This is a genomic window from Mesorhizobium marinum (assembly GCF_040813675.1).
GTDB classification, from domain to species: Bacteria; Pseudomonadota; Alphaproteobacteria; order Rhizobiales; family Rhizobiaceae; genus Mesorhizobium_K; species Mesorhizobium_K marinum.
In genome coordinates this window covers 181,792-196,516 of record NZ_JBFOCI010000006.1, presented here as the reverse complement: position 1 = coordinate 196,516, position 14,725 = coordinate 181,792, and the positions used below count along the sequence as shown (strand labels likewise).

Annotated in this window: 11 protein-coding genes; 8 read left to right on the top strand and 3 right to left on the bottom strand. The window is 66.7% G+C overall.

The genetic code is table 11. The features are described from left to right. The first annotated feature begins 108 nt into the window (after nt 1-108). The 4 genes from sseA to dapB all read left to right on the top strand — a co-directional run bounded on the left by sseA (nt 109) and on the right by dapB (nt 3,131). Complete coding sequence (gene sseA, locus ABUE31_RS18760) at nt 109-957, top strand: 3-mercaptopyruvate sulfurtransferase (protein WP_367725240.1); 849 nt, start codon at nt 109-111, stop codon at nt 955-957. Further along, nucleotides 954-1,559, top strand: coding sequence for a GNAT family N-acetyltransferase (locus tag ABUE31_RS18755; protein WP_437344150.1), 606 nt, complete (start codon nt 954-956; stop codon nt 1,557-1,559). The genes sseA and ABUE31_RS18755 overlap by 4 nt, the downstream gene beginning before the upstream one ends. Nucleotides 1,560-1,651: 92 nt before the next feature. Next, nucleotides 1,652-2,209 carry an OmpA family protein gene (locus tag ABUE31_RS18750; protein ID WP_367725239.1) on the top strand — a complete coding sequence of 186 codons (558 nt, stop codon included), beginning with the start codon at nt 1,652-1,654 and terminating at the stop codon, nt 2,207-2,209. A gap of 115 nt (nt 2,210-2,324) precedes the next feature. After that, complete coding sequence (gene dapB / locus ABUE31_RS18745; protein WP_367725238.1) at nt 2,325-3,131, top strand: 4-hydroxy-tetrahydrodipicolinate reductase; 807 nt, start codon at nt 2,325-2,327, stop codon at nt 3,129-3,131. 21 nt (nt 3,132-3,152) lie between these two features. Here dapB and ABUE31_RS18740 read toward each other — a convergent pair whose 3' ends face one another. Together ABUE31_RS18740 and ABUE31_RS18735 are read right to left on the bottom strand one after the other, a co-directional pair. Then, nucleotides 3,153-3,896, bottom strand: a complete 744-nt coding sequence (locus ABUE31_RS18740) for a L,D-transpeptidase (RefSeq protein ID WP_367725237.1) — start codon at nt 3,894-3,896, stop codon at nt 3,153-3,155. Between the two features lie 213 nt (nt 3,897-4,109). Further along, the gene (locus ABUE31_RS18735) at nt 4,110-10,568 is read right to left on the bottom strand and encodes a kinesin (RefSeq protein ID WP_367725236.1); all 6,459 of its coding nucleotides are present in this window, start codon (nt 10,566-10,568) and stop codon (nt 4,110-4,112) included. 315 nt (nt 10,569-10,883) lie between these two features. Here ABUE31_RS18735 and ABUE31_RS18730 point away from each other — a divergent pair, with 315 nt between their 5' ends. The 4 genes from ABUE31_RS18730 (at nt 10,884) to ABUE31_RS18715 (ending at nt 13,307) form a co-directional block, all read left to right on the top strand. Next, the gene (locus ABUE31_RS18730; RefSeq protein ID WP_367725322.1) at nt 10,884-11,222 is read left to right on the top strand and encodes an Hpt domain-containing protein; all 339 of its coding nucleotides are present in this window, start codon (nt 10,884-10,886) and stop codon (nt 11,220-11,222) included. Nucleotides 11,223-11,323: 101 nt separating this feature from the next. Beyond that, entirely contained in the window at nt 11,324-11,644 is a 321-nt protein-coding gene (locus tag ABUE31_RS18725) for a 2Fe-2S iron-sulfur cluster-binding protein (protein ID WP_367725235.1), read from the top strand. 73 nt (nt 11,645-11,717) lie between these two features. Beyond that, a complete protein-coding gene (locus tag ABUE31_RS18720) occupies nt 11,718-12,743 on the top strand; it encodes an NAD(P)/FAD-dependent oxidoreductase (protein ID WP_367725233.1) in 1,026 nt (341 codons plus the stop codon). Nucleotides 12,744-12,836: 93 nt separating this feature from the next. Then, nucleotides 12,837-13,307 carry a DUF1203 domain-containing protein gene (locus ABUE31_RS18715; RefSeq protein WP_367725232.1) on the top strand — a complete coding sequence of 157 codons (471 nt, stop codon included), beginning with the start codon at nt 12,837-12,839 and terminating at the stop codon, nt 13,305-13,307. Nucleotides 13,308-13,429: 122 nt separating this feature from the next. Here ABUE31_RS18715 and ABUE31_RS18710 read toward each other — a convergent pair whose 3' ends face one another. Continuing rightward, nucleotides 13,430-14,674, bottom strand: a complete 1,245-nt coding sequence (locus ABUE31_RS18710) for an outer membrane protein (protein WP_367725231.1) — start codon at nt 14,672-14,674, stop codon at nt 13,430-13,432. Between the last annotated feature and the right edge of the window lie 51 nt (nt 14,675-14,725).

The following is a 14,725-nucleotide window of genomic DNA, read 5'->3' as shown; positions in this document are numbered from 1 at the left end:
TGTGCGGCGGGAACCGTCCCAGGCGGTTTCCCCTTTACGGCCCGATGTTCTCGGCACATGTAGGTAAGGACTGAGCGACCAACGAAGCCGTTCGAGGAGACAGCTTGCATGGCCGAAAGCGGAGCTTTCACGATCGACGCGGACTGGCTGCAGGCAAGGTTGGGCTCGCCCGGCCTCTCCATCGTCGATGCGTCCTGGTATCTTCCCGCACACAAGCGGGACCCAAAGGCGGAATATGAAGCCGCGCATATCCCTGGCGCGATCTTCTTCGACCAGGATGCCGTCGTCGCCCCCGGCTCGACCCTTCCGCATACGCTGCCCGATCCGCCGACCTTCTCGCGCTTTGCCGGATCGATGGGCATCTCCGCCGACGACACGATCGTGGTCTATGACGGCCCGGGCCTGTTTTCAGCTCCGCGGGTCTGGTGGATGTTCCGCGTGATGGGCGTCTTCCAGGTCTACGTTCTCGACGGCGGCTTCGACCGCTGGAAGGCGGACAGCCGACCGGTGACCGCGGAAAAGACGCGGATCGCCCCGAACTTCTTCCACGCCGACTTCGATGCCTCGCGTGTCGCCTCGCTGGACGACATGCGAAATGTCGTTGCCGGCGGCGACAGCCAGATCGCCGATGCGCGGCCGGCCGGTCGCTTCACCGGCGAAGAGCCCGAACCGCGCGCTGGCGTGCGCGGCGGGCACATGCCAGGTGCCAGAAGCCTGCCTGCATCGACGTTGTCCAGGGATGGCAAGCTGCTGACACCGGACGAGTTGCGCCAGCGTTTCGAGGAAGCCGGCATCGACCTGTCGAAACCGGTTGTCACGTCCTGCGGTTCGGGGGTCACGGCGGCTATCATCACGCTGGCGCTGGAGACGCTTGGCCATTCGGCCAACCGGCTCTACGACGGTTCGTGGACGGAATGGGGCAGCCGCTCCGACACGCCGGTCGAAAAGGGCAGATGAACATGCAACAGACGCGCGGCGACAACGCGGCGAGCCGGCCCGAGTCGATTCCGGTCACGGTGACGTTCCTCGAGATGCAGCAGAAGCCGACGCGCTATGCGCATCCGCCCGCGAACCTCAACGTGGCGCTGATGAAGACGCGCGACATGCCGCTTCACTACTACCGCTACCTGATCGATCGCGTCGGCCGCAAATGGCACTGGGTCAACGTGCTGCGCCTTTCCGACGAAGAACTGGCGGCCAAGATCGCCGCCCCCGGCCGCGACATTCGGGTGCTCTATCTGGACGGTGCACCGGCCGGCTTCTTCGACATCAATCCGTTCAGTCCTGACGAGACCGAGATCGCCTATTTCGGCATGATGGAGCACGCCACCGGTCTCGGGCTCGGCCGCTGGTTCCTCGGAGCCGCCATCGAGGCCGCATGGGCGACCGGACCGCGCCAGATCGTGGTCCAGACCTGTACGCTCGACCATCCGGCAGCCCTGCCGCTTTATCAGAAGCTCGGATTCTCGCCGGTTGGACAGAAGCGTGAGGATGTCCATCCCCTGACATTCGCCGAACGCTCCGCGAGCGTGATGCGTCCCGCTCCACCGGCTCAGTGAACGGGCCGTTCAGCGCCAATTCAGCTTCCGCCAGCCATTCTCCGGACGACATCGCAGCGGGCATTTGTCCGCGTCAACGAGGAGAATGTCCAATGCTGAACCGCCGCCAGTTCGCCGCTGCCGCGCTATCGTTCCTGGCACTGCCTACGCTCGCCGAGGCCCAGGAAGACATGCCGTCGGCATCGCGGATCGAGCGCCAGCTCGAGGCCGCCCCGCGCATCAAGGTGCGGCCGGACCAGAAGGTCACCGTGCGCGAGTTCAAGCGGCGGCCTGAACTGCGCCGCATGGCGCCCTCGATCGACATCCAGTCGATCAACTTCGCCTTTGGCTCGGCCGAGATTCCGTACTCGCAGTACCGTAAGGTGGAGACCATCGCCGATGCGCTTGAGCGGCTGTTGCGGCGGCGTCCCGGCACGAAGGTGCTGATCGAAGGCCATACCGACGCAGTCGGTTCGGCTGCCTCGAACCTGGCGCTTTCGGAGCGGCGGGCGGAATCGCTGAAGTGGACGCTGGTTCGCGAGTTCGGCATCCCGCGCCGAGCTCTTGAAACGGTCGGCTACGGAGAGGAATACCTGCTGGTGCCGACGTCCGCTGCCGAATGGCGCAACCGCCGAGTCACGCTCCGCCGCTTCGACGACTTCCTGATGTAGAGCCGCGTCGCGTCGGCAAGTCACCAGGGGCGCCGTTCGACCGGCGCCATCGGCTTGAAAGCCCGACGTCCCGGGCCTATTCGAGATCGAGGCATGCCGACAAGGGAGGTCCAAAATGACGATCAAGGTTGTAATGGCCGGGGCGACCGGCTGGGTTGGTCGGGCGATGGTGCCGGCGATTGCGGCACAGGGCGACATGATGCTGGCCGGCGCGGTCGCGCGCAATGCCGCCGGACAGGACTGCGGCGGCGCCCTTGGGTTGCCGCCCAACGGGGTAACCGTTTCGGCGACCCTCGCGGAGGCCCTGGCGCTGCCGTCCGACGTGGTCGTCGACTACACCAAGCCGGATGTCGTCAAGGCGAACGCGTTGGCTGCAATCTCCGCCGGGCGGCACGTGGTGATCGGCACGTCGGGCCTTGGAGCGGCCGACTATGCCGAGATCGACTCCGCGGCGCGGGGTAGTAGCGTCGGCGTCATCGCCGCCGGAAACTTCTCCATCACCGCGACGCTGATGAAGCGTTTTGCGCTGATGGCGGCGAAATATGTGCCCGATGTCGAGGTGATCGACTACGCCAGCGCCAAGAAGCCGGACGCGCCGTCCGGCACGGCGCGGGAACTTGCGGAGGCACTCGCGGACGTTCGTGGTCGCTCCACCGCGCGTCCGGTCGCGGAAGTGTCCGGTGTCCCGGGAACGCGCGGAGCGGCGGTCGGGGCAGGGTCGGGCGTGCAGGTTCACGCGCTTCGGCTGCCGTCCTACATCCTGTCCTGCGAAGCCCTGTTCGGCCTGCCTGACGAGCGCCTGACCATTCGCCACGACGCGGGCTCGTCGGCGGCTCCCTACGTTGCCGGTACGCTTCTGGCGATCCGCAGGGTGACGTCGGTCAAGGGGCTGGTTCGCGGGCTGGACGCGCTGATCGACTGAGGCGCGGTCGCTCCGGCGCTATTATGCGCCGGCCACCTCCTGGACCGCCGGCAACGGCGTATGGCGAACGACGATGCGGGCGTGGTGCGGCACGCGCTTGTAGAGGTCGAGCACGTCCTGGTTGATCAGGCGCACGCAGCCGGACGATACGGCCTTGCCGATCGAGCGCCATTCGGGCGTGCCGTGCAGGCGGTAGAGCGTGTCCTGCTTGTTCTGGAAGATGTAGAGCGCGCGGGCGCCGAGCGGGTTCTTGATCCCCGGGGCCATGCCGCCATTCTCGACGGAATATTTCTCAAGATCCGGGCGACGCTTGATCATGTCCGCCGGCGGCTTCCAGCGTGGCCAGGGCTGCCGCCAGTGGATGATGCCTTCGCCTTGCCAACTGAAGCCGTCGCGGCCGATCCCGACGCCGTAGCGCATGGCGGTGCCGCCCGGCTCGGTCAAGTAGAGGAAGCGCGTCGACGTGTCGACGACGACGGTTCCGGGCCGCTCGCCGGTCGGATCGACGACGCGCTGGCGGAAGAACTTCGAATCCATCTGCTGATAGGGGATTGCCGGGATCAGGTGTCCGCTGTCCTCGACCGCCGCGTAGCGAAGCGCCAGTTCGGCGTCGGAGACGGGGCCGCGCGGCAGCGCCGGCTTGACCGCCACGACTTCGGGCGTCTTGACCGGCGGGGTGGTGGTGCAACCGGCGAGGAACAGGGTGGCGGTGGCGGAGGCGGAAAGAAAGCTGCGGCGCGTCAGGCGAACGTCTTCAATAGGCATGATGGACTGCGTACTCGATGCGTGCGGTGGATCGGCGAATCTTGGGACGCCTTGGCTTAAACTTGGGAAAGGCCGCCGCGTCCAGTACCGGACCCAAGGGCATGCGGCGATCTCACGCAAAGATGATCTTTGGTGAAGGCGAGGCGCGCCCGCCAAAAACGAAAAGGGCGGGGAGTTCCCCGCCCTTTCGTCATGTGGTTCGGTCAGCCGTGACTAGCGCAGCCGCCCCGCTGCATGGGCCAGCATGGTGTAGACCTTGCCGGTGTCCGACGTCAGGTAGGTCTGCGTCATGACGTTGTCCCGGTCGTTGCGGGCGACGTCCTTCAGCAGGCGCTCGAAATCCTCGCAGTAGCGGTCGACAGCGCCGCGGAATTCGGCGTCCGACTGGTATTTGCGGCGGATGTCGTCGAAGGTCTGCTGACCCTTGAGCGTGTAGAGGCGGCGCGTGAACACGTCGCGCTCGCCGCGGCGATAGCGGTCCCAGAGCTCGATCGAGGCGTCGTGGTCGATCGCGCGGGCGATGTCGACGGACAGAGAGTTCAGGGACTCCACGACCTGCAGCGGGGAACGCTGGCTCGGCGCTGCCGGACGCGGTGCCTCGGCAACCGCGACGCCGGCGCTTTCCTCGCGGGACGCGCCCGACAGGAGGTCACGCACCCAGCCACCTTGCGGCGTGGCCGGCTGCGGCTGGCGCTGGGCCGGGGCAGGGGTAGGGGCAGGCGCTGCTGGACGGCGCGGCGCCTGGGGTGCAGGCTGGGCCACGGCCGGCGCTGGCTGGCGGCGCTGCGGCTCCTCGGCGCGCGGTGCCGGTGCAACTGCGGCCGGCGCGGCGGGACGCGGCGCAGGGGCCGGTGCAGCCTGACGCGGCGCCGGGCGGGCATCGGAGCTGTCGGCGTTGCGGCCCGACTTGGCGACGATCGCGGAGAGCTCCTTCAGCGCGTTGATCTGCTCGCTGACGGCGCGGCGGATGGCGGTCGTCGATTCCTTGGCCTCCATGGGCAGCTCGAACACGCCCTTCTTGATCTCGGAGCGCGTCTCTTCCAGTTCGGCGCGGATCGCCTGCGCGGTGCTGCGCATTTCATCCGTTGCACCGCTGAAGCGGGAGGTCGCCGATTCGATCAGGTCGGCGAAGGCGGTGCGCATCTTCTCCGTCGATTCCAGCGTGCGGCCTTCCGCCTTTTCCATGGCGTTGCCGACGAGGTTTTCGAAGGAGCGCATGACGCGTTCCAGGTCTTCCGACTTCTTGACCAGGCCGACGGCCAGGTCTTCCAGCGACGACTGTCGCTCAAGCGTGTGCTCGAGGTTGTTCTGGGCCGAGCTGAGGAGGTCGGACGCGCTGGCGAGCAGCCGCGAATGCGCCTCGAACTTGGTGGCGATGGTGGCCACCTCGCGCAGCGTGTTCGACGACAGTTCGGTCAGACGGGTCGTGTTCTGGTCGACCAGGCGTGCCGAGCTGGCGAACGTCTGGGCAGCCTTGTCGGTGCTGGCCGCGAAGTTCTGCGTGCTTCCCGTCAGCTGTTCGTCGACCGCGGACAGGTTGGCCGCAGCCGCCTCGATCAGGCTGTTGAGCTGGCCGCTCGATTCCGACAGGCGGTCGATCAGGCTGGTCACGCCATGCGACAGGCTGTTGCGCGCGCCGTCGACGGCCGACAGCGTCTCGGCGGTGCGGTTGCTGAGCGCCGCGACGGACTCGGCGGTGCTGTCGCTGAGGGCCGCTACCGACTCGGCCGTGCGGTCAGTGAGAGCAGCGACCGACGCGGCGGTGCGGCTGGCAAGCGTGTTGACGGATTCTGCGGTGTGCTCCGACAGGGCCGACAGCGTCTCCGCGGTGCGGCTGGCAAGCGCGTTGACGAGCGTCTGGTTCTCGGAGCGAAGGCGCTCGGTCGACCGGCTGGTGACCTCGTCGAGCGTCTTGGCCAGTTCGTCGCCGGTCTGGCCGAAGCGGTCGACCAGCGGGCGGGCGGTCTCGTCGAGGATCCTGGTGATCTCGGCGGAGCGTTCGGCCAGCATCGCGTTCAGTTCGCGGGTGTTGGTGCCGATCGTGCGCGCCGCCTCGTTGGTGCTCTGGCCGATATGCTGGCCGACCGCCGCGAAGGTCTCGGAGATGACGTTGGCGCGCTCGATGAGCTGCTGCTCGGCCTGGGTGACCTGCTCGGTCAGCTTCTGGCCCATCGTTTCGGCGCCGCTCGCCAGGCGGTTCTCGGCGTCCTCGACATGCGCGTTGACGCGAGCCGCGACCGCCTGGGCTCCGGCGGCAAGACGCTCGTCGGCGATCAACAGGGTCTCGTCGATGGCGCGGGCGCGGGCGTCAAGCTCGGCCGAAGTCTGCTGCGCGCGGGCGACGATGCGCTGCTCGGTCTCGCCGAATGCGCTGATGATGCCTTCCGCGTGTTCGCCGATGGCCATTGCGCTGTCGCTGATCTTGGCCGCAAGCCTCTGCTCGGCGTCATCGAACAGATTGCCGACTTCGAGTGCGCGGTTGGACAGGACCTGGGTCGTCTCGTCGACGCGCGTGGCGACCTGGCGGTCGACGGCGGCGAAGACGTTGCCGATCTCGGCGGCGCGGCCCGACAGGACATTCGCCGTTTCGGCAACCCGATCCGAGATGCGCTTGTCGGCCTCTTCGAAGTTGAAGATGATCTCGCCGGCCCTGGTGCCCAGGGTGGCGGCGCTGTCAGCGACGCGGTCGGCCAGGCGCTGGTCGGCCTCGTCGAAGATGCGGCCGAGCTCGCCGGCGCGCGTCTCGAGCTTCTCGGCTCCGTCGGCGATGCGGGCGACCAGCTTCTCGTCGGCGCGGTCGAAGATGCGACCGAGTTCGGCGGCGCGGGTCGACAGCGCATCGGCGGATTCGCTGATGCGCATGCCGAGGCGCTGGTCGGCGTCGTCGAAGTTGCGCACGATGTCGCCGGCACGGGCCGCGAGCGAGCCGACCGTTTCCATGGCGCGGGCCACGAGCTGCTGGTCCGCCTCGTCGAATGCCTGCGCGATCTGTTCGGCGCGGCTCGCCATGCGGTTGGCGATCTCGTCGGCATGCGAAACCAGCGCGCTCGAGGTCTCCTTGGCGCGGGCGGCCAGCCGCTGGTCGGCTTCGTCCATGACGCGGGAGATCTCGTTGGCGCGGTTGGCGACCAGTCCGGCCACCTCCTCGCCGCGGGCGAGCAAGGCGCTCGACGTCGCCGCGGTGCGGGCCTCGATCTTGCTGTCGGCTTCGCCGAAGGCCTTGGCGATGTCCTCGACGCGGGCGAGCAGGGCGCTCGACGTCTGTTCGGCGCGCTCGGCGAGGCGCTTGTCGGCCTCGGTGAACGCGGCGCCGGCCTGCTCGTTCAGCACATTGGTGACTTCCAGCACCTTGTCGCGCAGGGCGCCGGCCACCGTGACGGCGCTCTTCTCCAGCACCTGGCGGACGTTCTCGACGCCCAGGTTCAGGGCGCGCTCCATGGTGCCGGTGCGCTCCTCGATGATACCGGTCTGGCGGCGGAACGCGTCCTCGATCTTCTCGACGTCGGCCGACACGGCCTGCGAGATATCGGCGCGCTTGCCGGCGATCGTGTCGATGTGGACGGCGATCTGGGCGTCGATGTCGCGGCGGGCCTCGGCCAGTTTGCCGAGATCCTCGTCGAGCGCACGCGCCATGGCGTCGCGGCCCTCAGCGAGGCGAACGACGTGGCCGTTGACGACATCGTCGAACGCGGCGCGGCCATCGGCGACCTTCTCGAGGTCGGCCTGGAGGGCACGCGACAGCGTCTCGCGACCCTCGGCGATCTTCTGCACCTGAGCGGCGACCAGCCCGTCAACGGCGGAGCGCGCGTCAGTCAGCTTCTCGAGGTCGGCCTGCAGGGCGCGCGTGAGGATGTCGCGGCCCTCGGCCAGCTTCTCGACCTGGCCGGCGACCAGACCGTCGATGCCGGTGCGGCTTTCGGCCAGCTTGGAGAGGTCCTCCTCGAGGGCCTTGGTGAGCATGTCGCGGCCTTCCGCGAACTTCTGCACCTGGCCGGAGACGAAGGCGTCGATGGTGGCGCGGGTGTCGCCGAGCTTGTCGAGGTCGGCCTGCAGGGCATCCGACAGGACGGCGCGGCCCTGCGAAATCTTCTCGACATGGCTGGCGACCAGCGAATCCACCTCGTTGCGGGCTTCCGAAATCTTGGTCAGGTCGACCTCGAGAGCGCGCTTGAGGATGTCACGGCCCTCGGCCAGCTTCTCGACCTGGCTCGCCACGATCGTGTCGATATTGGCGCGGCTGTCGGCGAGCTTGGAGAGGTCGGTCTCGAGCGCCTTGGTAAGGCCCGAGCGGCCTTCCGCGAACTTCTCGACATGGCTCTGCAGCAGGCCGTTGATGCCGGCGATGTCGGCTTCCAGCGCCTCGGCGAGGGTCTGGCGTCCGCGATCCAGGTGCTTCAGCTGCTCGGAGACCATGTCCTCGACGACCTGGCGGCCTTCCTTCAGCTTGTCGACGTCCTTTTCCAGGACCTGGGCGATCGAGTTGCGACCGTCGGCGAACTTCTGAATCTGGCTTTCGACGAGGTTGTCGATGGCGGACAGGTCGGCCTTGAGGGCGCGCGAGAGGATGTCGCGTCCTTCCGAAAGCTTCTCGACCTGCGCCGCGACGATGCCGTCGATCGACGAGCGCGCCTCCGACAGCTTGCCGAGGTCGGCTTCGAGCGCGCGGGACAGGATGTTGCGGCCCTCGGCCAGTTTCCCGACATGCCCGGCGACCATTTCGTCAATATTCGCACGGGTTTGAGTGAGTTTTTGCGAGTCTTCCGTGAGAATCTTCGACAGGCTCTCGCGGCTGGACGACAGGCGCTCGAGCTGGCTCGAGAGCGCCGCGTCGATCGAGGCGCGCTGGTCGTTGATCTTGCGCAGGTCCTCGTCGAGGGCGCGCGACAGCAGGTTGCGGCCTTCGGCAAGCTTCTGGACCTGCGTGCCGACGGCGGCGTCGATCGACGCGCGGCCCTCGGCGAACTTGGCGAGGTCGGACTGCAGTGCGGCGGCCATGCGGTCGCGGCTTTCCGACAGCTTGCGGGTGTGGTTCTCGACGGCATGCTCGATGCCGGTGCGGGCCTCGGCGAGGCGCTGGATGTCCGCGTCAAAGGCGCGCGAGACGACATGGCGGGCATGGTCGAGGCGGCCAGCGAAGTCGGTGGCGCGGGATTCGAGCATGGAGGAGGTCGACTGCACGATGTCGGACATCTCCGCGCCGATGCGCGACTTGCCCTCGTCGATCATGCCGAACAGCGTCTCCTTGCCCTCGATGAAGGTGGTGGCGATCTCCTTCGCGCGCTCGACCAGCGTTTCGTTGATCTGGCGGGCGCGGGCCTCCAGCGCGGCGTTGAGCTTGGCCGTGCCGGTGTCGAGCGCATGGGCGCGCGTCTCGAACTCGCTGATGAGCCCCTGGCCGCGTTCGGAAAGCGTGCGCTCGATGCTGTTGAGGCTGGCCTCGAACTCCGAGCTCAGCGTGCGCGCCGCGCCGCCGAGCAGCGAAACCATGCCCGAGGTGCGGTCGTCGAGCAGGTCGGTCAGCGAGCGGGTGAGGTTGTCGGTCGAATCCGTGAGCTTCGCGATGCGCGTGTCGAGCAGGCTGGCGAAGGCCTCGCCGGACGTGGTCAGCCGGTCGGTGATGGAATCGACGCGCGAATCCATGGAATCGAACAGGTTGATGCCGCTTTCGTTGATGCGGTCGATCAGCGTGTCGCCGGAGTTCGTGATCGTCATCGACAGGTTGGTCGACGCGTTCAGGATCGAGTCGCGGATGATGTCGCTCGCCTGGCCGATTTCGTCGCGCAGGGTTTCGTGTGCACCGGTGATCGAGGCGCGCACGCGCTCGGCATGCGTCACCACCGCCTCGCGTTCGCTGCCAAGGCCGTCGACGAGCGCGCGAATGCGCGCCGCGTTCTCGGAATAGGAGCGCTCGATCTGGTTCACTTCGGTATGGACGAGCGTTTCCAGTTCGACTGCGCGGGCGAGCGTGCGCTCGATGCCTTCGCCCATCGCCGCGACTTCGCGGCGAACGGCCTGGCCGACCGTCATGACGCGGTCCTGCGCCAGGTTCTCCGGCTCAGCGAGGCGGAATGCGACCTCGGTCATGGACTGCGCGGCGAGGCGCATCTCCTGTGCGCGGCGCACCATCGCGGCAAACGCCCAGATCAGGATGACCGGGAGCAGCACGCCGACGATGAACATCAGCATCTCGGGGCGCGAAGCGACCTGGTCGATCGAGCCGGACTGCCACACCGTCGAACCGAACAGGCGGTCCGCGATGAAGGCGGCCGCGCCGAGCCACAGCACCGAAAGCAGGGCGGCGACCCAGTAGACGGTCCGCGACGCGCGCTTGTTCAGGCCGTTCAGCAACGACCGGAAGTCCTTCTGCCGGTCGTCGTTGGCCGGCGCGAAGCTGGCCGGCTGGGCGGACGGGACGCGCTCGATCGGCCGGTCCACGGGGCGCTCGACGGGGCGCACGTCCTGCGCGGGCTTCTTCTGCGCGGCGGGCTGGCCGTTGCGGCCTTCGCGCGCGAGTTCGTCGGCCGCCTGTGAAATCTGGGCTTCCAGGTCGTCCATGGAGAGTGCCGAATCGGTGTTGTTGCGCTCTTCCGCGAAATCGAGATCGAGTGCGTTCTCCAGCTCCCGGGAGACGTCGCTTTCGATCGTCCTGGTGCTCGTCGGTTTCTTCGCCATGACGCCGTTACCCTCTACTCAGCGCGTGCAAGCGCCTTGAACTGGCACAAAATCGTTCGCACACGAGGCTTATTATGGACCCGTCGTATCGTACTGACACAGACTGGTAAAAGAAACATGCAATCCCGCGGATGAGTAAAAGTTTAAACATAAGGTTAACACTGTAGGGCTTTGCGGCGAATTTGTGCCCGGATTGCTGGGTTTCCCCGGTTAACGCCTTGTCCACCGGAAAGGCCTAGCGTCGGCAAACGGAAAATGCTCCGGAGGTCGACCTTGGCAAATTTGCGCAATGGTTACGAGAACGTCGCCTTTTCGATGCCGGGCGGAGAACCTTCCGGTTCACGGCGCGGCAGGCCACTGGATCTGTCGCATCTCGCCGCGCAGACGATGGGCGATCGGGAGCTTGAGCGCGAGGTGCTGGCGATGTTTGCCGAGCAGGCGCAGGCCGTGCGCCGGCAGATCGCCAAGGCGGAGCTGAAGGAACGGCTCTTCCTCGCCCACGCGCTGAAAGGGTCGGCGCGGGGCGTGGGGGCTTTCCCGATCGCCGAATGCGCCAGCGCGATCGAACAGAGCCCGACCGACAGGCTGGTCCTCAAGCGCCTCGAACGGCTGATCGACGAGGCCTGCGATTTCATCGCCTCCATCGACCGCTAGGCTTTCGGCGCCGGGACGGCCAGCTTGGTCGCGCATGTGCCGCAGTTGACTCGGCGGCCGGAGTCATTATCAGCGGAAGGCTGATTTTCCGGGACTGCCTGATGACAAAGCTTACCTACATTGCCCCCGACGGCACGCGATTCGACGTCGAGGCGGAAAACGGCTCGACCGTGATGGAAAACGCGATCCGCAACGCGGTCCCGGGCATCGAGGCGGAATGCGGCGGCGCCTGCGCGTGCGCCACGTGCCATGTCTACGTCGACGAAGCCTGGACCGCGGTAGTGGGCGAGCCCGAGGCGATGGAAGAAGACATGCTCGACTTCGCCTACGACGTCAGGCCCAACTCGCGGCTGTCGTGCCAGATCAAGGTGCGCGACGAGCTCGACGGGCTGGTGGTCACCGTACCCGAACGGCAGGGCTGACGAACGGTCGCGCGGCTGCCCCGCCGCGTGCTAGGACTGCATGCTTTCGCTTGAATCATCGAGGGGCATGCGCATGACCACAGTCACCCGGACAGACGTCCTCATCGTCGGTGCAGGGCCGGTCGGCCTGTTCGCCGTGTTCGAACTCGGCCTCTTCGACATGAAGTGCCACCTGATCGACATCCTCGACAGGCCCGGCGGACAGTGCGCGGAGCTTTATCCGGAAAAGCCGATCTACGACATCCCGGCTCTCCCGTCGGTCTCGGCGCATGAACTGGTTGATCGGCTGATGGAGCAGATCGCACCGTTCAAGCCGGAATTCACCTTCAACCGCATGGTGTCGGGACTGGAGAAGCTGGAGGACGGCACGTTCCGCGTCACCACCGACGAGAACGAGGTTTTCGAGGCGAAGGTCGTCGTCATCGCGGCGGGCGGCGGATCCTTTCAGCCGAAGCGACCGCCGATCCCCGGCATCGAGGCCTTCGAGGGAGAAAGCGTCTTCTATTCGGTGCGGCGGATGGAGGAGTTCCGCGGCCATGACCTGGTCATCGTCGGCGGCGGCGATTCAGCGCTCGACTGGACGCTGAACCTGCAGCCGATCGCCAGGAGCGTGACGCTGGTCCACCGGCGTCCCGAATTCCGCGCCGCGCCCGACAGCGTCAACAAGATGTACGCGCTTCAGGAAATGAAGCAGCTCGACTTCCGCGTCGGCCAGGTTTCCGCGCTGCGCGGCGCAGGCGGCCAACTCGAGGCGGCCACCATCAAGGGACCGGACGGCGACCTCGAGATCGCCTGCACGCGCATGCTGCCGTTCTTCGGGCTGACCATGAAGCTCGGCCCGATCGCCGACTGGGGGCTCAACCTCCATGAGAACCTGATCCCCGTGGACACCGAGAAGTTCGAGACCTCGGTGCCCGGGGTCTTCGCTGTCGGCGACATCAACTGGTATCCGGGCAAGCTGAAGCTGATCCTGTCCGGATTCCACGAGGTGGCGCTGATGGCGCAGGCGGCCAAGCGCATCGTCAGCCCCGGCGAGCGCGTCGTCTTCCAGTACACCACATCCTCGACCAGCCTGCAGAAAAAGCTCGGCGTCGCCTGAGGTCCGGGTCAACCGGTGCGAGTTCAGGAATCGGGTGGCGCGGCGCGGGCCATTCGGGCATCCCCGGGGGAAACCCTGAACCCGAGGTGCCGCATGAAACCGCTCTTCAAGGCAATTCCCACCGAAACTGCGAGGGCGCTTCAGGCCGGCGCCGCTGATGCCTACGGCCTGCCGCCCGAGCGCAGGATCTCCGACGGCGACCGCGTGCCCTGCCGTCATTGCCTGCGCGATGTCGCGGCCGGCGATGCGTACCTGATCCTTGCCTACCGTCCTTTTCCCGCGCTGCAGCCCTATGCGGAGACGGGGCCGATCTTCCTGCATGCCGAAGCCTGCGCGCGGGCCGAGGAAAGCGACCTGCTGCCGGAACTGTTCGGGCGGACCTCGGACTACCTCGTCAGGGGCTACGGGGCCGACGACCGCATCGTCTACGGGACCGGCGCGGTGGTTCCGACGCCCGCCATCGCCGATCGAGCAGCCGAGCTGCTGGCGCGCGACGATGTCGCCTACCTGCACATGCGCTCGGCAAAGAACAATTGCTACCAGTGCCGTATCGAACTGGGGTGACGGGGAGGGCGGATCTCCGGTTCGCGACGACCTTCCCATGCGGAGCCGCAGCCGTTCCGCCCGGAAAGCAAAAGGCCCGCCGCATTGCAGCGGCGGGCCTTTGTTCGAGACGCCGGGGCGTATCAGTTGAACTTGTATTTCGCTCCGACCCGCACGGTATGGAATGACGGCTCGATGCCGTCGGGGCCGCCGTCGAAGTCTTCGCTGTCATACTGCGAGTAGCGATACTCGAGATTGAGCGAAACATTCTCGGTCACAGCCGTTTCGAGGCCGCCGCCGACGCTGAAGCCGCTGGAATCCCAGTCAAGCCCATCGCCGATGATCGAGGGAACATCGAACTCGAAGTGCTGCCAGCTGTAGCCGGCGAGCGCGTATGCAAGGGTCGTCTCGCTCATCTTGAGGCCGGCGCGCGCCAGAATGTCGAAGCCGTAGTCGGCATCGAGACTTATGCTGCCGCCGCCCATGCTGATCTCGGTGGAGATGCCGGAATAGCGCCCGTCCACCTGGACACCGGCGACCCAGTTGCCGAAGTCGTGGTCGTAACCGACGTTGAGTTCGCCGAAGATGCCTTCACCGCCGAGCCCGTTGAACTCGCCGCCCAATTCATAGACGCCGGCTCCCGCGCCGAGCGCGCCGCCCACGTAGAAGCCGGTCCAGTTGTAGGCCGGAACCTCGAACGACGCTCCGCCGCCATTGTTCATGCCGAAGCGGTAGTTGGCGCCCACGCGGAAGGTATGGCTGGACACGTCCGAATCGAAGATTCCGTCGGGAGCGCCGAGGTCCTCGAGGAGGTTGTTGGTGCCGAACTGGGTGAAGCGGTATTCGGTCTTCAGGGTCCAGTTGCCAGCGACGGCCGTCTCTACGCCGACGCCGAGGAAGTAGCCGTCGCGGTCCGAGTCGAGATCGCTGCCTGGACCCATGAAACCATCGATCTCGCCCTTCTGCCAGGCGTAGCCGCCGAGCATGTAGCCAAGGGTCGAGGGCGTCAGCAGATATCCGGCGCGCAGACCGAGATCGAATCCATAGGTGTCGGACGCCGATGCATCGGATCCGAGCCTCGTCTCGACGCCGCTGTAGTGTACGTCCGCCAGAGCGCCGAACAGGAACCGGGGCGAGACCATGTAGTCGTAGCCGACGGTCAGTTCACCGAAGACGCCTTCGGCGCCGAAGCCGTCCAGGTAACCACCGCCGAGCCCGCTCAGCCTAGCGACATTGGCGCCGGCACCAACGCCCAAGCCGACGTAGAAGCCGCCCCAATTGTAGCCTGCTACCGGCGCCTCCTCGACGACCGCGTCCGCCGCGTGGACCGCCGAAGCGATCGCCACCGCCGATGCCGCGCCGAAAAGAATCTTTGTCAGTTTTGTCATATGCCACCCGCCCATGCGTTATTTCCGCAGGACATGTACGCGGGTCGCGGC

What these genes read in the sequence shown, in the direction of transcription:
- sseA (WP_367725240.1), top strand. Translation starts at nt 109, where the DNA reads ATGGCCGAAAGCGGAGCTTTCACGATCGACGCGGACTGGCTGCAGGCA.
- ABUE31_RS18755 (WP_437344150.1), top strand. Translation starts at nt 954, where the DNA reads ATGAACATGCAACAGACGCGCGGCGACAACGCGGCGAGCCGGCCCGAG.
- ABUE31_RS18750 (WP_367725239.1), top strand. Translation starts at nt 1,652, where the DNA reads ATGCTGAACCGCCGCCAGTTCGCCGCTGCCGCGCTATCGTTCCTGGCA.
- dapB (WP_367725238.1), top strand. Translation starts at nt 2,325, where the DNA reads ATGACGATCAAGGTTGTAATGGCCGGGGCGACCGGCTGGGTTGGTCGG.
- ABUE31_RS18740 (WP_367725237.1), bottom strand. Translation starts at nt 3,896, where the DNA reads ATGCCTATTGAAGACGTTCGCCTGACGCGCCGCAGCTTTCTTTCCGCC.
- ABUE31_RS18735 (WP_367725236.1), bottom strand. Translation starts at nt 10,568, where the DNA reads ATGGCGAAGAAACCGACGAGCACCAGGACGATCGAAAGCGACGTCTCC.
- ABUE31_RS18730 (WP_367725322.1), top strand. Translation starts at nt 10,884, where the DNA reads ATGCCGGGCGGAGAACCTTCCGGTTCACGGCGCGGCAGGCCACTGGAT.
- ABUE31_RS18725 (WP_367725235.1), top strand. Translation starts at nt 11,324, where the DNA reads ATGACAAAGCTTACCTACATTGCCCCCGACGGCACGCGATTCGACGTC.
- ABUE31_RS18720 (WP_367725233.1), top strand. Translation starts at nt 11,718, where the DNA reads ATGACCACAGTCACCCGGACAGACGTCCTCATCGTCGGTGCAGGGCCG.
- ABUE31_RS18715 (WP_367725232.1), top strand. Translation starts at nt 12,837, where the DNA reads ATGAAACCGCTCTTCAAGGCAATTCCCACCGAAACTGCGAGGGCGCTT.
- ABUE31_RS18710 (WP_367725231.1), bottom strand. Translation starts at nt 14,674, where the DNA reads ATGACAAAACTGACAAAGATTCTTTTCGGCGCGGCATCGGCGGTGGCG.